The sequence below is a fragment of the Paenibacillus paludis genome (assembly GCF_042610515.1).
Lineage (GTDB): Bacteria > Bacillota > Bacilli > Paenibacillales > Paenibacillaceae > Paenibacillus_AQ.
In genome coordinates this window covers 255,523-276,031 of sequence record NZ_JBGJZP010000002.1, presented here as the reverse complement: position 1 = coordinate 276,031, position 20,509 = coordinate 255,523, and the positions used below count along the sequence as shown (strand labels likewise).

Annotated in this window: 14 protein-coding genes; 11 read left to right on the top strand and 3 right to left on the bottom strand. The window is 48.0% G+C overall.

The window, feature by feature from the left end:
- The first annotated feature begins 135 nt into the window (after window positions 1-135).
- From pflB to ACAN56_RS04550, 10 genes are all read left to right on the top strand, one after another.
- Window positions 136-2,397 (top strand): formate C-acetyltransferase, encoded by a 2,262-nt coding sequence (gene pflB, locus ACAN56_RS04595; protein ID WP_038594966.1) that lies wholly within the window; start codon window positions 136-138, stop codon window positions 2,395-2,397.
- 136 nt (window positions 2,398-2,533) lie between these two features.
- On the top strand, window positions 2,534-3,274 hold the full coding sequence (pflA, locus tag ACAN56_RS04590) for a pyruvate formate-lyase-activating protein (protein ID WP_038594965.1): 741 nt from the start codon (window positions 2,534-2,536) through the stop codon (window positions 3,272-3,274).
- Window positions 3,275-3,631: 357 nt separating this feature from the next.
- Window positions 3,632-5,038 (top strand): extracellular solute-binding protein, encoded by a 1,407-nt coding sequence (locus tag ACAN56_RS04585; protein WP_038594964.1) that lies wholly within the window; start codon window positions 3,632-3,634, stop codon window positions 5,036-5,038.
- A gap of 98 nt (window positions 5,039-5,136) precedes the next feature.
- Window positions 5,137-6,021, top strand: coding sequence for a carbohydrate ABC transporter permease (locus tag ACAN56_RS04580; protein WP_038594963.1), 885 nt, complete (start codon window positions 5,137-5,139; stop codon window positions 6,019-6,021).
- Window positions 6,021-6,848 carry a carbohydrate ABC transporter permease gene (locus tag ACAN56_RS04575; protein ID WP_038594962.1) on the top strand — a complete coding sequence of 276 codons (828 nt, stop codon included), beginning with the start codon at window positions 6,021-6,023 and terminating at the stop codon, window positions 6,846-6,848. The genes ACAN56_RS04580 and ACAN56_RS04575 overlap by 1 nt, the downstream gene beginning before the upstream one ends.
- A gap of 27 nt (window positions 6,849-6,875) precedes the next feature.
- Window positions 6,876-8,729, top strand: coding sequence for a cache domain-containing sensor histidine kinase (locus ACAN56_RS04570; RefSeq protein ID WP_379140742.1), 1,854 nt, complete (start codon window positions 6,876-6,878; stop codon window positions 8,727-8,729).
- A complete protein-coding gene (locus ACAN56_RS04565; protein ID WP_038594960.1) occupies window positions 8,707-9,489 on the top strand; it encodes a response regulator transcription factor in 783 nt (260 codons plus the stop codon). The genes ACAN56_RS04570 and ACAN56_RS04565 overlap by 23 nt, the downstream gene beginning before the upstream one ends.
- Window positions 9,490-9,782: 293 nt before the next feature.
- Window positions 9,783-10,760 (top strand): ABC transporter permease, encoded by a 978-nt coding sequence (locus ACAN56_RS04560; RefSeq protein ID WP_038594959.1) that lies wholly within the window; start codon window positions 9,783-9,785, stop codon window positions 10,758-10,760.
- 49 nt (window positions 10,761-10,809) lie between these two features.
- Window positions 10,810-11,775 carry a carbohydrate ABC transporter permease gene (locus ACAN56_RS04555; RefSeq protein ID WP_379140739.1) on the top strand — a complete coding sequence of 322 codons (966 nt, stop codon included), beginning with the start codon at window positions 10,810-10,812 and terminating at the stop codon, window positions 11,773-11,775.
- Window positions 11,776-11,872: 97 nt separating this feature from the next.
- The gene (locus ACAN56_RS04550; RefSeq protein ID WP_379140737.1) at window positions 11,873-13,468 is read left to right on the top strand and encodes an ABC transporter substrate-binding protein; all 1,596 of its coding nucleotides are present in this window, start codon (window positions 11,873-11,875) and stop codon (window positions 13,466-13,468) included.
- Window positions 13,469-13,563: 95 nt separating this feature from the next.
- Here ACAN56_RS04550 and ACAN56_RS04545 read toward each other — a convergent pair whose 3' ends face one another.
- Genes ACAN56_RS04545 through ACAN56_RS04535 form a run of 3 tightly spaced genes read right to left on the bottom strand, consistent with a single transcriptional unit; the run spans window position 13,564 to window position 17,918 of the window.
- The gene (locus ACAN56_RS04545) at window positions 13,564-14,862 is read right to left on the bottom strand and encodes an ABC transporter substrate-binding protein (RefSeq protein ID WP_052092223.1); all 1,299 of its coding nucleotides are present in this window, start codon (window positions 14,860-14,862) and stop codon (window positions 13,564-13,566) included.
- Between the two features lie 17 nt (window positions 14,863-14,879).
- Complete coding sequence (locus tag ACAN56_RS04540; protein ID WP_379140734.1) at window positions 14,880-16,130, bottom strand: response regulator; 1,251 nt, start codon at window positions 16,128-16,130, stop codon at window positions 14,880-14,882.
- Window positions 16,131-17,918, bottom strand: a complete 1,788-nt coding sequence (locus tag ACAN56_RS04535; protein ID WP_038594956.1) for a sensor histidine kinase — start codon at window positions 17,916-17,918, stop codon at window positions 16,131-16,133. It lies immediately after the preceding gene.
- A gap of 323 nt (window positions 17,919-18,241) precedes the next feature.
- Between ACAN56_RS04535 and ACAN56_RS04530 the strand changes: the two genes are divergently transcribed.
- Window positions 18,242-20,431 (top strand): copper amine oxidase N-terminal domain-containing protein, encoded by a 2,190-nt coding sequence (locus tag ACAN56_RS04530; protein ID WP_379140732.1) that lies wholly within the window; start codon window positions 18,242-18,244, stop codon window positions 20,429-20,431.
- Window positions 20,432-20,509 lie beyond the last annotated feature (78 nt).

Here is a 20,509-nt window from a genome sequence, read left to right as displayed (position 1 = left end):
TAAAGAACGGTCCCAGTTATGAAGACGCGATTGTGAATTTAATTACAACCATATCTTTGGGATCACGAGACACGGGATTAACCTTCAAGCCCGCGATCTCTACAAATATAATAAATATAAATGGAGGGATTTAGCATGTCGGTGATTGAAAAAGATGTACAAGAAGTGAAGTCGAGTTGGAGAAGTTTTACAAAAGGTAAATGGGCAAGAAAAGTCGACGTTAACGAATTTATTTCCAAGAACATCAAGCCTTATGAAGGAAACGAAGATTTCCTCGTGGGTCCTACCAGCAACACTACTGAACTGTGGAAGATTATCTCCCAGCTGAGCAAGGAAGAAAGAGAAAGAGGCGGCGTATGGGACGTTTCCCTGGATACTGTCTCCACCATCACTTCCCACAAGCCAGGCTACATCGACAAGGACAAGGAACAAATTGTAGGCGTACAGACTGATGCTCCTTTCAGACGTTCTGTTCAACCGTTCGGCGGTATTAAGATGATGATCGATGCCACCAAAGCTTATGGCTTCGAGCTTCCGAACAACATTGTCGAAATGTTTACGAATATCCGCAAAACGCATAACCAAGGCGTGTTTGATGCATATACACCTGACATGAGAGCAGTACGTAAATCCGGCGTTATTACAGGTCTTCCTGATGCTTACGGCCGCGGACGTATTATCGGTGACTACCGCCGTATTGCTCTATACGGTATCGACTTCCTGATTAAAGACAAGAAACAACAACAAACCGAGCTTGAAGTTGATTCCATGACTGAAGAAGTAATCCGGTTGCGCGAAGAGCTATCGGAACAAATCCGCGCTCTGGGCGAGCTGAAAGAAATGGCTGCCGCTCACGGACTTGATATTTCCAAACCGGCGAACAACTTCAAAGAAGCTACTCAATGGGTATACTTCGGTTATCTGGCAGCAGTAAAAGAACAAAACGGTGCTGCAATGTCCCTGGGACGTGTATCCTCCTTCCTCGACATCTATGCACAGCGCGATTTTGAAGAAGGTACACTTACTGAAGAACAAGCACAAGAAATCGTTGACCATTTCGTAATGAAACTGCGTATTGTGAAATTCCTGCGTACGCCTGACTATAATGAACTGTTCTCCGGCGACCCTACTTGGGTAACGGAATCCATCGGTGGTATGGCTGAAGACGGAACAACACGCGTAACTAAGAACAGCTTCCGCTTCTTGCATACCCTGTACAACCTGGGACCTGCTCCAGAGCCTAACTTGACGGTTCTGTGGTCCGAAAGACTGCCTGAAGGCTTCAAAAAATATTGTGCCAAGGTTTCCATCGAAACCAGCGCTATCCAATATGAGAATGACGATGTAATGCGTCCATATTGGGGTGAAGATTACGCAATTGCTTGCTGCGTATCCCCAATGCGCATTGGTAAACAAATGCAGTTCTTCGGCGCCCGCGCCAACCTGGCGAAAGCTTTGCTGTACGCGATCAATGGTGGTATAGACGAGAAATCAGGCGTGCAAGTTGGACCTGAATTCCCTGCGATCACTTCCGAATATCTGGATTACAACGAAGTAATGAAACGCTTCAAACCGATGATGGAGTGGCTGGCTAAGACTTATGTCAACACCCTGAACATCATTCACTACATGCATGACAAATATTCCTACGAACGCATCGAAATGGCACTGCATGACCGTGACATTCTGCGTACGATGGCTTGCGGTATCGCCGGCCTGTCCGTTGCTGCTGACTCCCTGAGCGCAATTAAATTCGCTAAGGTTAAACCGATCCGCAACGAACAAGGCATCGCCATCGACTTCGAAACCGAAGGAGAATTCCCTTGCTACGGCAACAACGACGATGCTGTTGACAACATCGCAGTTGAACTGGTTGAAACCTTCATGTCGATGATCCGCAAACACAAAACTTACCGTGACGCTATGCCGACTCAATCGGTATTGACTATCACTTCGAACGTAGTTTATGGTAAGAAGACTGGTACTACTCCTGACGGACGTAAGAAAGGTGAACCGTTCGCTCCAGGTGCTAACCCAATGCACGGACGCGACAAGAAAGGCGCACTGGCTTCCTTGAATTCTGTTGCCAAACTGCCGTATTCCGAGGCACAAGACGGTATTTCCAACACGTTCTCCATCGTTCCTAAGGCGCTGGGTAAAGACGAAGAGTCCCGTAAGTCCAACCTGGTATTCATGATGGACGGATACTTCCACAACAACGCTCAGCACTTGAACGTTAACGTGTTTAACCGTGAACAACTGATCGATGCTATGGATCATCCGGAGAACTATCCTCAATTGACCATTCGTGTATCCGGCTATGCTGTTAACTTCATCAAGCTGACCCGTGAACAACAGTTGGATGTTATCAATCGTACATTCCACGGTACAATGTAATTAAATTAACTGTGTAATACAGTTCTTGTATAAGATGTAATAGCAGTGAGGTGATACCGCCCTTGATTCAGGGGGCGGTAAAATCTTGCTAAAAATTAATTAAAATTTTAAGTTCTTTTCGAAAGGAAGTCATCATATGGCTAATGGACATATACATTCCTTAGAAACGTTCGGGACCGTAGACGGGCCTGGTATCCGTTTTGTTCTATTTATGCAGGGCTGCTTATTGAAATGCCAGTATTGTCATAACCCGGATACCTGGGGTCTTAATGAAGGCAGAGAAATGAGCATCGAGGAAGTGCTGTCGGAAATCGAACCTTACCTGAATTATTATAAGTCTTCAGGTGGCGGGCTTACCGTGTCTGGCGGCGAACCAACGCTGCAGGCGCATTTTGTCAAACAACTGTTCACTGAAGTGAAACAGCGCTGGAATCTGCACACCACACTGGATACAAATGGCTATAATGATGGTTCGAAGATCAGCGATTTGCTGGATGTTACTGATCTTGTGCTGCTCGATCTCAAGCATATCGATGATGAAGCGCATATTAAGCTGACCGGTAAATCGAATGATCGTACATTGAAGCTGGCCCGCTGGTTGTCGGATCATAACCGTAAAATGTGGATCCGCCACGTGTACGTTCCTGGCATTCATAATAAGGAAGAGGATTTACTGAATCTCGGCCGATTCATTGGAACGCTTAATGGGGTGGAAAAGTTTGAAATCCTGCCGTATCACCAAATGGGGATTTATAAATGGCAAGAACTTGGCCGTCCCTATGAACTAGAAGGGGTACCCTCACCGAACGATGAAGAAGTGCAGCGCGCTTACCGGCTGATTGAAGAAGGACGCAACGAGACAGCACTTGTTAAGTGATGATAATTATCATAGGAAGCAGAAGCCGTATCTTGCAGTAGCTTATGTACTGCGGAAACGGCTTTTTTGCTTTTTAATGATCCAGAACGCATGTTATGTTTCAGCAGATAAAGGGATTATTTTGCAGGAAGGATGATTTTGTGTAGAGGTTTAATGACGCAAGGTCTATTTCCTATGGAATAATTTTTCAGTATATGTAACTATAAATAACGCAGAATGTGACTGTTAAGAGGTGTATTCGCTTACATTAGAGTATTTTATCCCTATAGTAGATGAATCTTAACCTTACGATTACACACACTGTTTTTTATAATAAGAGTTGTAAGGGAAATTAATAAATAGGGAGGGTCACCCGTAATGAGAAAAAGTATGACTATGCTGTTGTCCCTGGTTTTTGTCTCTTCTGCTTTGCTGGCTGGCTGTGGAGGCAACAATAATAAGGCAAGCAACAATGGAGAAACTGCAGCACCAAGCAATTCAGCTGCTGCAACCAATGCTGCTGCCACTGATGAGCCTGCCAGCGCTGAGCCTTTCGAAATGACGATCCGTCATACGCAGGTTGGTGCTGATAAGCAGAAACGTCTTGCTATTTTGGAGGATGTGGTAGGCAAGGTTCAGAGTGAAGTGCCGGGGCTGACATTCAAACTGGATGGTGTAGATTCCGATGTGAACCGCAAAGAGAAGCTACGCGGTGAAATGGCCGCCGGCAATCCTCCGGCAGTGTTCGATCTCTTTGGGAGCCCTGACTCCAAAATATACGCCAAAGAAGGAAAATTGCTTGACCTGACCCCGATCCTCGAAGAATTGGGCATTAAAGACAAGTTCTCGAATCTTGATCCATTTACTTATGAAGGCAAGATTTACGGATTGCCAATCGGCGGTTCCGGTGAAGGTTTCTTCTATAATAAAGAATACTATGGCAGCAAGGGCTGGGAAGCTCCGAAGACCTTTGCTGAGCTTGAGAAGCAACTGGCCGATATTAAGGCTGATGGCAAAGTACCGCTGGCTGGCGCTTCCAAAGCCGGCTGGGTACCGCTGATGCTGGCCAACCACCTCTGGTCACGTTATGCCGGACCAGATGTAACGGCTAAATTCGCGACCGGTGAAGCTAAATGGAGTGATGCTAATGTTGTGAAAGGTTTTGCGAAATACAAGGAATGGGTAGATAAAGGCTACTTCAAAAAAGGCGAGCTTGGTTTCGAATATGCTGAGTATACCACCCAGTTCACTAGTGGCGAAGCCATTCTGCTCTATGATGGAACTTGGAAATCCTCTGTATTCAAAGCAGGACAATCGGGTGAAGGTCTGATCGGCAAGGTTGGATTCTTCAATATCCCGGCAGTTGACGGCGGGGTAGGCGACCAAACGGCACTGATGCGCGATGTGAACAACGGTTACGGGTTCTCTGCTTCAGCGGCAGATGACGAGCGTCAGCTGGCTGCAGTGAAATCCTTTATCAAGAATATGTACAATGAAGAAATGCAGCTTCGCGGTCTGGTAGAGGACGGAGTGCTGCCGGCCATGAAGATTGATCAGAATATCCTGAACGAGAATATTACCGATGATCTGATGAGTGAAATCGTAGCGGTACTGAATAATTCCCAGTCTTCATTCCCTGCCTTTGACTCTCTGGTTCAAGCGGATGTCACCACCGAGATCAGCAACATTCAAATTCAGAAGCTGATCGGCGGACAGACAACACCTGAAAAAATGGGCGAGGCGCTGCAAAAAGTTCAAGAAGAAGCTAATGCAGCAGTGGAATAAGGAACGGTAAATTCTATGTACCCTGGTGCTTGCTCCAGGGTGCATTTTTAAAATCTGCCCTAATCGCTCCCAGATAGTCTAAGCAATCGGAGGTAGTCATGAATAAATCACTCAGAAATCCATTGGTCTTTATCCTGTTTGTTATTCCTGCACTTGTATTATTCTTCATGTTCTTTATATATCCGATCTTCAGCTCACTTTACTACAGCTTCACCAGTTGGAACGGAGTATCGGATACGGTTAAATTCACCGGCCTCACTAACTTCAAAAAAGCGCTTGGAGATGAACGCTTCTGGGTTTCGGTGAAGAATAACGGCTGGTTTATCCTATTCTCCGTGTGCGTGCAGGTTCCCCTGATCGTATTCTTTTCGCTTTTGATTGCCAACGTTAAGAAGCTGAAAGGACTCTACAAGACAGCCGTATTTATGCCTTCTATTATGTCTACTGCGGTAATCGGCATTCTGTGGGGATTTATTTATGAGCCCAATATCGGCCTCTTTAATAAGCTGATTGGTCTCGTTGGCATTGAGCCGGTGTACTGGCTGTCGGATGAGCGGTTTGCCATGCTGTCCATTCTGATCACGAATGCCTGGCAGTGGACCGGATTCTACATTGTTATGGTGCTGGCGGCTATTCTATCCATTCCTAGTGAACTGGATGAAGCTGCGGCCATTGACGGCGCTACCGGCTTTCAGCGTGCCACACGCATCACACTGCCGCTGATTGTGCCGATCATTTCCGTAGTTATTATGCTCTCCATCGCCGGTGCAATGAAGGCTGCGGATATCGTCATCGTGATGACGAAAGGCGGTCCGGCTGGATCGACCGAGGTCATGGCGACTTATATGATAAAATACGCGATCACCAACTTTAAGTATGGCTACGGCAATGCCATCGCAGTCCTGATCTTTGCATTCACGCTTGTAGTTACGGCGCTGTATCATCTGCTGTTTGCCCGGCGCAATGAAAGGATTGAATACTGATGCCACGCCTGAAAAAGAGTCTGCCGCATGTTGTGCTGTTGTCGTATCTGCTTGTTATTCTTTTTCCTTTCCTGTTCGTCCTGTTCTCTTCAGTAAAGAAAGACAACAACGCGATCGCCTTGAATCCATTCGGCATTCCGAAGGAATTTGCCTTCTCTAACTATGTGGAGGCCTGGGTCAACGCCAAGATCAGCACCTACTTCTTTAACAGCTTGTACATTTCTGTGCTGGCTTCTGTCGTCTCCATTTTGCTGGCGTCGATGTTTGCCTTTGCAGTCACACGGATGCGGCAGGGCAAATGGAACGGTATCCTGTTTTCGCTTGTACTGGTCGGAATGCTTATTCCTAACAATGCGCTGATGCTGCCGATTTATACGATTGTGCGCAAACTGCACATTCTGAATACACATTGGGCATTGATCATCCCTTATATTGCCAATGCAATACCGTTTACAATTATTATTTTGGCCGCATTTATGCGTTCGTTGCCCAGTGAAATTGAAGAAGCGGCAGTTATGGATGGCTTGAAGGCTCCCGGTATCTTTGCTAGAATTATTGTACCTCTGACGGTTCCCGCCATGGTTACAGTATTCATTGTTAATTTCCTGGGAAATTGGAATGAATTTTTGCTGGCTAACTATTTTCTTTCGAATGACGAGCTGCGCACACTTCCGGTGGGAATGGTCCAATTCCGCGATCAGTATCAGATGAATTATGCGCAAATGTCTGCAGGCATTGTCTACAGTGTGCTGCCGGTCATTATTATTTACGCCATTTTGCAGGAGAAAATTATTGAAGGCGTAACGGCAGGCAGCGTAAAAGGATAACCTTATTCACAGTCAGGAGCACTGCCGATGAATTTGCGCTATAAATTATTTACGGCATTTTTGGGCCTGATTATCATCCCCTTGTTTATTCTTGGCATGATTATGTTCTTCGTTACTTATAATTCAATTGAGAAGAAATACAGCCAGCAGTCCGAGTATTCACTTAAAGCGATCAGCTACAGCATCTCTAACGTCTTTAAGGACATGAACAATGTGACAGACAACGGAATTGCTACCTCGGTGTTTCATATGGCGCTCAGCGCGGATGATCCTTCAAAACAGGATCTGACTGATGCTGAGCAGCTGAGCCTGAATGCCAGCCAGCGCAATTTCCGTAGTCTGCTGTATAATCACCCTTCGATCAGCTATGCCTTTCTGTACAATTTTAACGGTAAAGGCAGCTCGGAGATCGTATCGGTATTCAACAAGGAAAACTTCCGCACACTCCCTTACGATAAATTCAAAGGAAGTGCTCTCTATCAGGAGGTCATGAAGCTCAATGGTGTGCCGAAATGGCTGGCACCGCATGAATATCCGGAACTGACAGGAACAGAAGCCGTGTTCACACAGATCCGGCTAGTGAAGGAGCTTAGCTTCTTTGAGAACATCGGAATTCTGGTCGTGCAGATCAAGAACTGGGAGTTCGAATCCATATTCCGGAATTTGAAGATTGGGGACAGTAACCAAAAGGTCTCTTTCATGCTGGTGAACGATGACGGAATGATTCTGCTGGATCCGGACCGCAAGCTGGACGGACAGGATTTCCAGTCGTTTACGGCGAAAAATATTACCTTCAAGGAAGGTTTTCAAAGCTTCAAAACCCAGTTCGACGGGGAGAAAAGTATTCTGTCCGTCTATCATTTGAAGGAATATCCCTGGAGCCTCGTTTCTATCACCTCGTGGGGTTCGTTGTCACGGGAGGTTACAGTGTTCGCCCGCTGGTTTGTCGGGGTTATCTTTCTCTGCTTCCTGGCTGCCGTCATCTTTAATTTGTTCTTTATGAACCGGATAACGGGCGGGATTGCTGTTATTGTCCGCTTTATGCGGCGGGTGGAGGATGGCGATCTTACTACAAGGGTTGAGGAGAAGGGCAATGACGAGATGACATTGCTTGCCAAAGGCTTTAACGATTTGATGGATAAAATCAACGGCTTGTTTAATCGGATCCATCTGGAGCAAAGACGGAAGAATCAGGCTGAGATGCGGGTTCTGCAGGCACAGATCAAGCCGCATTTCCTGTTCAACACGCTGGAGTCGATCAATGTGCTTGCTGTACAGAATGAAGGCCGTAAGGTTAGCGAGATGGTCTACCGGCTAGCCAGCATTCTGCGGATCAGCATTCAGGACAGGGATGAAATCACACTGGAAGAAGAAGTTACCCACCTGCGTAATTATCTCGATATCCAGAAATTTCGTTTCGAGGATGTATTTGATTATGAAATAGACATCCCGGAAGGGCTTATGGGCTGCGGTATCCTCAAGCTGACACTGCAGCCGCTGGTGGAGAACAGTATCCAGCACGGGTTCGAGGGGATCGGATACAAGGGCAAGGTGACTGTAAAGGGCTGGGAAGACCGCGGCAACTTGATCCTGCAGATTGAGGATAACGGAATCGGGATGACTCCGGCCCAGCTCTCGATGTTCCAGTATATGGTTAACGAAACAGCAAACCAGTCGGACGAAGGCCGGACGGAGCATGGCATTCATCCGGAGCGGCGTGGTCTTGGAGTGCGTAGTGTGGCCGATCGTATCCGGATTGAATACGGCGACAGATACGGGATATTCATCTGTGCCAGCCCGGGTGAAGGAACAATCATCCAATGCGTCATACCTAAATACGGGCAGGGGGAAGATCATTATGCTAAAAGTATTATTGGTTGACGACGAAGCTCCCATTCTGAACAATCTCAACAGGGTGCTGCCATGGCAGGAAATGGGGATGGAGGTTGCCGGTATGGCCCGCAGCGGCATGGAAGCATTACGGATTGCCGAGGAGAACGCGCCGGACCTTGTGCTATGTGATATCCGCATGCCGGTGATGGACGGCTTGACGTTCATCGGCAAGCTGCGGGAGATGGGTCTGGAGAGCGAGGTGCTGCTGCTCAGCGGCTACCAGGAATTTGATTACGCCCGGGAGGCCATACGCCTCGGTGTAAAGGAGTACATCTGTAAGCCGATTCATTATGAGGAGCTAGGCAACAAGGTGCGGGAGATCGGTACGCAAATCCGCAGCAGGCAGTACAAGGATAAGCTGTACAACAGCATTCCGCTGTTTCAGGAAGTGCCTGCAGCCGACGATTCCGTCAAAAAAACACCAGACCAGCTGATGAATCTGGCAGCACAGTATATTTCGGAGCGGCTGCATTATGATCTGGGCATAGAAGAAGTCGCGAACAAGATAGGTATCAGCGGCAGCTACTTCTGCCTGTTGTTCAAGAATCGCTTTGCGATGACCTTTGTGGAATATGTGACCCAGCAGCGGATTGAAGCCGCCAAGTTCATGCTGGCGAGCAGCGACAAGAGTATCACGGCGATTAGCTCCGGAGTAGGTTATCAGGAGCGGCGTTATTTTACCAAAGTGTTTCAGAAGCAGACAGGCATGTCCCCCAAGGAATACCGTGATCAGTACCGGAAAGTGTAACTGCATTGCTGTCAGGGCAATGTAAGGCCTGAACGTAAGTAACGTAAGAGGAAACCGGCACTGCAAATAATACTATAAAAGGCGATTAACCTTGAACTACAAGGCTAATCGTCTTTTTTGTTTGTAATTTCTGTATGTAGTTGCTTTTTTCATAGAAATCTAAGCTGCGCCTTATACTCCCAAAATAAACCATATGTTTTAATTAAAGGGCAGGGGGGTGCGGAAACAAAGAGGGATTGCAAGGGGAATCGAGGCTTCAAAGGATGATAGGAAATGAAATGGAGGAAAGAACCATGAGCGCGAGTAATCCTTCCGTCAGCTTATCCAAAGCTAACAATGCCGGCAGGACCATAAAACCTTCGATATGGCGGGTCATGAGGAAATATTGGGTGTTCTACGTGATGATGCTTCCGGCGATTGTGGTTCTGGTCATTAACAACTACATTCCGATGTTCGGGACGCTGATCGCCTTTAAGGATGTCAATTATCAAAAAGGGATTTGGGGCAGTGATTGGGTTGGTTTTTCCAATTTCAAATATTTGTTCTCTACAGAAACGGCATGGATCATTACAAGAAATACGCTGCTGTACAATACAGCTTTCATCGTGCTGACACTGGTGATTTCAGTCGCCTTTGCCATTATGTTTAACGAAATGCGCAACAGGCTGCTGTCAAAGTTTCATCAGAGTGCAATGTTCCTTCCGTACTTTCTGTCCTGGGTAGTGGTCAGCTATCTGGTGTACGGCTTTCTGAGCAATGAGCATGGATTCATCAATCAGACAGTGCTGCCTTTTCTCGGCCTTAAGCCGATAGAATGGTATTCTCAGTCGCAATATTGGCCAATTATTCTCGTAGTGGTGAAGATATGGAAGGAAATAGGCTATACGACGGTCATATATATGGCCGCCATTATCGGAATCGACCACGAATATTACGAGGCTGCACTTATTGACGGAGCTTCGAAATGGCAGCAGATCCGTAAAATTACGATTCCGCTGATCAGTCCGGTAATCATTGTCATGACGCTGCTGCAGATTGGGAGGATTTTCAATGCGGATTTCGGACTTTTCTTCCAGGTTACGCGGAATGCAGGCGCACTCTACTCCACGACTCAGGTTATCGACACGTATGTGTATCAGACCTTCCTGGCCATTGGAGATATCGGAATGTCATCCGCTGCCGGCCTTGTGCAATCGGTGGTAGGTTTTACACTGATCTACCTGTCTAACCTCGCGGTGCGGCGGATCAGTAAAGACGATGCCTTGTTCTGAGGCGGCCTTAGGCTATGCAGTTTTATAACAATATTAAGAGGTGGGGAGCATGAGTGTAACAACGGAAACGGCAGATGGCTTAATTCTTAGACCCGGCAAAGCCTTGAAACGGCAAAAAAAGCCCAATGAGATCTCCGGGATCTCCAATCTGCTCATAAATATATTCTTCTGGATCTACTCAGCGCTTTGTATCATACCGCTCCTGCTGGTCATCATTGTATCGTTCTCGAATGAGGACGCCGTCCTCCGTAATGGATACAGCTTCTTCCCGAAGCAATGGGATACATCATCCTATGAGTTTCTACTGAAGGATTACAAGCAGATTCTTGATGCAGCAGCAGTTTCTTTATTCGTTACAGTGGCTGGAACGATTTTGAGCCTGCTTATTATGGCGCTGTATGCTTATCCAACTTCAAGAAGCGATTTTCCGCACAAAAATTTCTTCGCCTTCTTCATGTTTTTCACGATGCTGTTTAACGGGGGGCTGGTGCCATGGTATCTGGTCTATACACGGATGGTACATCTCAAGGATACTTTGTGGATCCTGATTATGCCGCTGCTGGTTTCTGCATTCTTTGTCATGCTGCTTCGAACGTTCTTTGCGAACACGATACCACCGGCACTAATCGAATCCGCTAAAATTGACGGCGCTTCCGAATTGCGGATATTTATCCGGATTATTCTGCCGTTGTCGTTGCCGGTCCTTGCTACAGTGGGGCTGTTTCAGACCTTGGCCTATTGGAACGACTGGTATCTCAGCCTGATCTTCATATCTCCGGATGGACATGTCAATCTGCAGTACCTCATGTATAAAACGATGCTGAACGTGCAGTTTCTGACGGCAAGCCCGCAGGCGATGGCGGCGCTCGCAGCACAGGGTGTAGAGATCAAGCTGCCTACAGAAACGGTGCGTATGGCAATGGCTGTTATAGGGATTGGCCCGATCGTGTTCGTCTACTCCTTCTTTCAGAAGTATTTCATCCAAGGGCTTACTGTCGGTGCCGTCAAGGGGTGACAGCAACTTGTTCCGGTTTTACCCGGCCGATTTGCGGCACTGCCGTTAAAGCGGCCGGTCCAGCATAAACAAAATAATTGGGGAGGTTATGTTTCAGATGAAGGTTGTGCGAAAAGGCTCCATAGTACTGTTGATGCTCATGGTTGTTTTCACACTTGGTTTATCCGGTTGTGGGGGGGATAACGGCAGCAACGCCAATAAAGATACGGCGTCCCAGAAGCCTGCTGAAAATGCAAGCGCTGTCAAAACGGAGGCTAGCGCTGATCCGACGGCGGACCCGGCAAAGGAGCTTAAGCCTTACATTGTGAAGTTAATTTATGTTGGCGCTCCGCAAAAGGATGAAGTGATGGTAGAAGAAGCTATCAACAAAATCCTGGAGCCGAAGATTAATGCGAAGCTGGACATTGCACCGATTGACTGGGGGCAATGGGACAGTGAGACGAATCTCAAGATTGCCAGCCAGGAGAAATTCGATCTGATCTTTACGGCGCAATGGAGATATTATGTTACCAACGCTGCCAAGGGTGCTTACCTTCCGCTGAATGATGATGGCGGACAGAGTGGCAATCTGCTGAAGGATTACGGCCAAGGCATACTGGATACCCTTGATCCGCAATTCCTTAAGGGTTCAGCGATCAACGGTGTGAACTATGCGGTTCCTACAAATAAGGAGTTGGCGGCACAGGGAGGAATTGTCTACCGGTCGGATATTGCGGATGAACTTGGAATTGATATGGCGAATGTGAAATCCATTCAGGATCTGGATGCTGTACTTAAGGTAGTCAAAGATAAGAGACCGGATATTACACCGCTTTATTTTAAACAGGGAGAGACGTTCAATTCTCAGTATATGGCACAGTATGATACACTCGGCGATGCGGCGATTCCCGGCATCCTGCTGAAGGATAGCCAGGACACCAAGATTACTTCGATGATTGAACTTGACCGCTACAAGGAGATTGTCAAGCTTACCCGTGAATACATGAAGAAAGGGTATATCAATGCCGATGCAGCGATTGCTACGACCTCAACCCAGGATGCGATGAAAGCGGGCAATGTCTTTATGACTGTGCAATCGCTTAAACCGGGAAAAGACAGCGAACTTGCAAATGCTACGGGTCTGGTAGGCAAGTTGAAACAGATTGCCTTCAATGAGCCGACGATTTCCACAAGCGATGCTGCCGGGTCCATGCTGGCCATCTCGGCCTCGTCCGGCGACCCGGCCCGGGCCATGATGGTGCTGAACCTCCTGCACACGGATAAAGAGATCAACAATCTGCTTGTTTTCGGAGTGAAGGGTGTCCATTATGATGTCGTCAGCGGAGATACGATCAAGGCATCGGCCAAATCCGGTGACTATAATACAGCCGCCGCCTGGATGCTGGGCAGCCAATTCCTGAATCCCGTCTGGGAAAGCGAAGCTCCTGACAAATGGGAGCAGTTTAAGGCTTTCAATTCCCAGGGAAAGTCCACTGTGGCGCTTGGCTTCAACTTTGATGCTTCACAGATGAAGACAGAGGTAGCTGCCTGCAAAGCGGTTATGGATGAGTTCGATACCAGCCTGGATACCGGCTCCGTTGACCCGGATACCGTGCTGACGAAATATGCCGAGAAGCTGAAGAAGGCGGGAGTCGAGAAGATTATTGCCGAGAAACAGAACCAGCTGGATGCCTTTTTAGCAGCGCAGAAATAAAATACTGTAACGGTTCAGTTGGATTTACACTATAAGAGGCTTTCTCCGGCAGTTTGATTCCGCTGGAGAAAGCCTCTTTGCCGGTCCGGGTGCTGCTAGCGGAAGCCGGCATCAATCTTCTTCGCATTCTGGACAGCATAGGTCCAGGCAGTGTCAGGATCAAGCTCACGAAGCTCGACACGGGTCAGGAATTCCAGCATGTTTTCTTCAATTGCGGTATGGTGCGGGCCGTAATAGGTTGGCTGGATGCGCAAGGCGGACTCGGAATAGATCAGCCCCGGCTGGGCGTTGCCGAAATAAGGATCGTGCTGATCCTTAATCTCCGGCGCTTCATAAATTTCCGGTGTTGAAGGGAAATTTCCTTGCGCTTTGAAGACGGCAAGCTGCTGCTGGGGGGAGGTCAGCCACTTAATCAGAGCGAAGGCTTCTTCGGGATGTTTGCCGCTCTTCGGTAAGGTCAGCACAGAACCTCCCCGGTTAGCGCTATTTCCTGGAATCAGCGTCATATTCCACAGGCCGCTGGCTGTGGGCGAGCTGCTCTTGATATGTCCGACCATCCAGGCCGGACAGAGCATAACAGCAAAATCCCCGGTCAGCAGCTCTATTCCCCACTGCTGCGTATCTATGGCTGTATGTGCGGAAAGATCAAGCCGGTGAGCCTCGATCGCATACTCCCAGGCCCGCTTAATCTGCGGATTGTCCTCAACCAGCAATTCTCCGGAAGGACTGTAATATTGCAGCGGAGATTGGCGCTGAATGGCCAGATACAGATCCTCCAGATTGTTGACGAAGGCTTTGCCCGTCTTTTCTTTGATGATTTTGCCTGTCTCAATAAATTGCTCCCAGGTTCCAATTCTTTCAGCCACTGCCTCCGCTGTGTTCGGAAGTCCGGCAATCGAAAAAATATCCTGACGGTATAACAGGGCGTAGGGGCCAATATCCGTTGGCAGGCCGTAGATGAAAGCTCCGTTCAGTGCTTCCTGCCACTTCCACGCCAGAAACTGCTTCTCCAGCTCCGCTGCACCATATTGACTCAAATCATAGAAATATTCGGGGAATTGCTTAAACTGATCCAGATAGCTGATATCAATAGAAGCAATGTCCGGGGAGCTGTAGCCCGCAGCAAATGAAGTCTGCAGCTTGAGGGGGAGCTGGGTGAAGGTAGAAATCTGGATATGTATATCAAGCTCCGGATGCAGCGCCTGATATTGTCCGATCAGCGGCTCCAGACCCGATCCCGGTATAAGCCAAATATTCAGCTCAACCGGCGGGTCCGGCTCAACAAAACCTTCCTGCTGGGATGCGATGCGGCATCCTCCGGTAGATACAAGCAGCCCCAAGGCCAGAAGGAAGGCCGGCAGTTTGAAGGCCGGTGTTATAGGGTTTGCAGACAAGAAGTCCCACCTCAACTTTATTTATTGTGCTTCTGGTAATCCTGTGGCGTCACACCCATTGTTTTTTTGAAGATAAGGCTGAAATAGGCAGGATCTCTGAATCCGACAAGATCGCTGACTTCATAAACCTTCAAGGTGACATCTTCCAGCAGCTCTGATGCTTTCTGGATGCGGAGCCGGGTCAGAAAGCTGGAGAAGCATTCACCCATATCCTCCTTAAAGATGCGGCCCAGGTAGGTGGGATTCATGTAAAGCTCATCAGCAATCATCTTCAGGGTGAGATTCTCCTGCAGTCTTGATCTCATCGCCTCAGTCATCAGGGAGATGATTCTGCGTTTGGCTTTAACCTGCAGCAGTTCCTCCAATTGTGCGGAAGATGAACTCCGGTTGCCGTCACTGCGGGAAATATCAGGTGAGGCGTTCTCTTTCTTAACCTGCCGCAAGGCTTCGAGGCTCTCACGGTAAGCAGGTGTAATTTCTTCCAGCGTCCGGTGGAACTTGGATATTCCAGCCCCAAATGAATATTTCAGCAGGTTCTTCAGCTTCTCCAGCCCTTTCAGCGCCAACGCTTCATTCACGTTCTCAAGATCTTCGGATTCCTGTGCATAGAACAGCAGGAAGATCGCTTCCTGCTCATCCTGAATCCCAACCGTGTAGGTATGCTGGTTGAACAACTCCTCGAGAATATTGATTGCTGCAGAATACATCGCTTGCTCTGACCAGCTTTGCGGGAGGGTATCTCCGCGGAGCGATATTGTGACGACAACCAGCGAATGGAAGGAGGGGAGGAGATTAGTTTCAAAAAAAGGCAGCGGCAGTCCGTAAAGCAGGTCGGACAGCAGCTTTTTCTGCAAATGCTTATTACGCAGCTGCAGCAGCTGTTCCTGCTGCTTCTTTAGCTGCAGCCGTTCAGATGTTGCCGATACAACGCCCAGAATGCTTTCAACCGAATTCGGTTTCACAAGATACTCTCTTACCCCATAGCGGATCGCCTGACGGGCGTATGTGAAATCCTGGTAGCCGGTTAAGAGTACCGTCTCGGTATCAGGATAACCTTCGTGAATATGTCTGGCGAGCTCCAAGCCATCCATTCCCGGCATGCGGATATCCGAGATCACGAGATCAACCGCATGCTCCTGCAAGATACGGACAGCTTCAATTCCGTTTTCTGCCGAGCTTACCTTGCTGGAGGGTGAATCCTCGCTTTCCAGCAGCTCTAACAAGGAGCGGCGGACAAAACTTTCATCATCGACGATTAGCACATGCATTTACGTGCTTCCCCCTTTGTGGTCCTGATCATATTGCAGAGGAACAGTCACCCTGACAAGCAGACCGCCCAGTTCACTTTCTGACAGCTTGAGGCCATACTCCTGGCCGTAAATCAATTTGATGCGGTTATGCAGATTGGAGAGCCCGATCCCGGTATGCAGCAGATTTACCGGGCTGTTATTCTCTGTGGAGAGTGCTTCTATCATCCGCTCCCCGGTCATTCCTTCTCCGTTGTCTTCTACGGTAATGACTAAAGACGAGCCTTCACTGTAGACCAGCACCCGTATCAGCCAATAATCGCGGACTGCAGGCTCCAGGCCATGGGTAATGGCATTCTCAATTAGAGGCTGAAGAGTAAGCTTCATAATCTGGCAAAGCCTGACCTCTGGAATTACGGTGAGCTCAACCCGGAGCTTCTCTTCATAACGCAATTTCTGCAGATAGATAAAGCGGTCAAGCTGCTGCAGGTCTTCCTCGACCGTAACGAATTCAGAGCCCCGGTCGATGCTGTAACGGAGCAGGTCGCTTAACGCCAGCACCATCTGTGCTTCTTCGCGCAGCCGTTTACCCGCCAGAGACCAGTAGATGGTGTTCAATGTGTTGTAGAGAAAATGAGGCCGGAATTGTGCCTTAAGGGCTACGATCTGCGCCTGCTTCTCACTGATCCGCTTATCTGCAAGATCGGCGATGGTATGATCCAGGTTCTGAAGCATGGAATTATAGCTTGAATAGAGAATATCCATCTCCTTGTTCATCGTTCTTTTCAAAAGCGGCAGTGTCGTTCCCCGTTCTACCTTGTTCAGCTTGAAAGCCAGGATTCGGATGGGCCTCGACAGCGTCCAGGAAAAAAAGAAGGTGAAGAGCAAGGCAGCCGCGATGCCGAACAAGCCGATAAGCAGGATATTCCGCCGGATGGAGTTCAAATCTTTCACTGCTTCCTTCGCATCTATATAAGCATAGACACTCCACTGGTTGTAGGCAGAGTGGGCGTAGGAGATAAACATATTCCGTGAGGCTACCTTCTGCTGAATGACTTGCGCTTTCCCGCTGCTGAATTTCTCGACCATTCCGCTCTCCATGTACATCCCGATGTCCTTCGGATCAGTCGAATAGACGATGGTGTTGAACGAATCGGAGATCTGAATCTTCTCGTGGGGGCCGAGCTGAAACTGGTTGACCGCATTGTCTATAACTGCTACTGGAAGAACAAGGAACAGGGTTCCCAGCGGCTGCAGATCATCATAGTTAATGATTTGGCGTGCGCCCATCAGTACCGGAATGTTGCCATTCTGCCAGACATCGGCGCCGAACCAGACCATTTTCCCCCGGTTCTCCCCGATTGCCGGATACCAGTAGGCGCTGTGAATTTCCTGTTCCCGCTCCCAAAGCACCTTAAGCGAGCTGGTATTGGAGTAGACCTGTCTATCGTATAGACTGAAAAGTTTAAGCTGCACATCGTAATTAATGGAACGTGTATGCTGGTCAATGAAATGATTAATCTCCCGTCCGTCGGTCCGCGGTCTGCGGTTGCCTGCGACATCTTTAAGGTTATTCTGGATGATTGGGCTGAGCATGATTGTGGAGGATAATCTGTCATGGTCCAGCAGGATGGCGTCCATCTTGCCCTGAAGCTGCTTGACCGATTCCAGAAGGTACTGATTGGAGCGGCTCTGTACAGCTTCTGAGGAGGAGCGGTAGGACCAAAAAATCGTGACAGCAACAATGGCGATAATGATAAGCGAGAAGCCGGAAATCAGTTGGGTCAGAATCGAACTTTTTTTGGACAAAGGCATCACCCGCTGCGTTAATTCTATAATGCAATCATTGTAGCAAAGGTAAATAAAGGAGAATATAACAAAACGCAGCAACCTCGGCTTTTTTATAAAAAAATCATATTTTTACAGGTTGAAAATGGATTTTGATCTTTCTTTACATTTAATGAAACTTTTAAGGGCTTACTGCGTCTAATACTATGTTTTGTAAAAAGCATGTGGCAAAATTTTGCCTGCCTTCCTTTCAGGGCGTCATGCGTTTTGCGGGGAATATAAGGATTACAGAGAGAGAACTGCAGGCCTTATATACTACAACTGGGAGTAGAAGGAGTCATATCATGAATCTTAAGAAATTATCATTAGCTGCTGTATTGGCCATCACACAGGTTGCCGCAGCGGTACCGGTTTTCGCCGCACCCGTCAGCACCACTTCACCGAGCAACGTGAGCACCGCGGAGGCGACACCAACACCGTCCGCTTCATCTGTGCCCCTATCTACTGACCCGTCGTCAGGCGGATTGTTGGACGGTACAGCATCACCGACTCCGTCTGCAGAGCCTACGGAAACACCGCTGCCGCCAGCAACGGTTACCGATCAAACGTACATGCAGACGAACAGTATGGATCCGCAAATGCTCTCCGCTACAGGCGATGACCAGCTGGTGCTGATGTTGAACAGCAACAAAATGTACGTAAACGGTGTGTTATATTTGGCCAATCAGCCGATGGCAGTCAAGAACGGCGTGTCCTACGTCTCTATCCGGGCGATGGTGGAACGTGTAGGACTGCAGGTTACTTATGATTCCAAGGCTAAGGAAACCGTAGTTACAAAAGGCAGCGATGTAATGCGCTTTAAGCTAAACAGCAAAACCTATACAGTCAATGGCAAGAAGTCCACAATGAAGGGTGCAACCTACCAGTACAAAGGAACGTTTATGATTCCTTTGACCTCCATTACATCGGCACTGAAATTAAATTATGTATTGGATACTGTTCAGAAACGTGTAATTCTTACGCTTTCCACAAAGCCTAAGGCTTCTTTTACCGTTCAGCCTACCGAAATTTATGCCGGTCAAACCATGGTCAACTTTGTGACCTCCAGCAGTTCACCGAATAATACGCCTATCGTTAGTGATCTATGGGGTGGAGACAAGCGGGACTACTATGATGAACCCGGTATTTATACCGTTACCTATTCCGTTGTGGATGCCAATGGACGCACGAGTGATCCGTACACTGCGACCATCAATGTTCTGAAGCCGAATGAAGCTCCGGTGGCAAATTTCGTCACGGACAAGGAACAGTACAAAATGGGTGAACCCATCACTTATACGGATAACAGCAGTGATCCAGACGGCGATACGATTACAGTAACATGGACCAATAAAGCCCAGGCGTTCTTTACACCCGGTGCAAAGGTCATCAGCCTGACTGCTACGGATTCCCATGGAGCCGTCAATACGTTTGAGAAAACAGTTATTATTACGGAAGAACAGCTGTACAATGAAGAGGATTTTAACCGCCTGTTCGCAGTACCCGGTACAGCATTCAAATTTGACGGCACTCCGGTCCCTACTTGGCCGAATCTAAAATACGACACGTCTTCCGAGCCATTTACTCTGATCCGCAGCAACAGCCCGGAAACGGTGTTCAGCGAGGGTGTTCTGTACCGTGAAACGGCTACAGGCGCAACACGTTTCCTGATTCACCATAAGAATAATTTGTCGATCAACACCAAGGTATATGTGATTGCCACCAATGACAATATGTATCCTGTGACAATTACAACCCAATATTCCGGATTTGGTGGTCCTAGCTCATTTGCAGAGCTAACCGGACAGAAATCTGTAACACGGTACTGGGAATCGATGCTGAACGGCAGCTCGTACAAGCAAACGGTAATCCAGCCAGGACAAAGCGTATCGATTCTTACAGAACTAAATACTATAGCCATGAAGCCAAATGATAACGTCTCGATGCAGGCTGATTTGTACAGTGATTTAGCGGTTACCTATTCCGTGATGATGATTGATGCGAATAAAGAGCCGATTTCTTCACTGCCTTTAACGCCTATCTTGCCGCGTGACGGAGTCCATAATCGTGGAACCTATCCGGATTCTACTCGTCTCATTAACGTTTCGGATTTGGTGGGAACTACTCCAGCCAGACTCGTGATCGGCGACAATAACAATGATCCGAACTTGCTCGGCCTCGATGCCCTGACAGGTCTCCAGGAAACCAATCTGGGGAACTTCGGTGTTCTGTACAAAATCAGGCTGGAGCGGGTAGCGGCCAATACGCTGATTACCTTTAACCCGCGTGGAGGAAACTATATGGGCACTGTTCTTGTTAACGGCAATCAAGTCGTGCAGGTGCCAAACGAGAAAAGTCTGGGAAGTTCCGATTTGAACAGCGTTGTGTACCGGACCGGTGATTATGAAGGTCCAGTAGAGATCCAGTTTACTCCGGCTTCCGGCAGTAACTTGTCGATCAACTTCCTGTTCACACCACTTCCTCCGAAGAAATAAACAGGGAAGTACTTAAGTAATACTGGAATGTCCGGCAACGGACATTCCAGTCTACAAAAAAAGGCTGCCGCTTCCGTC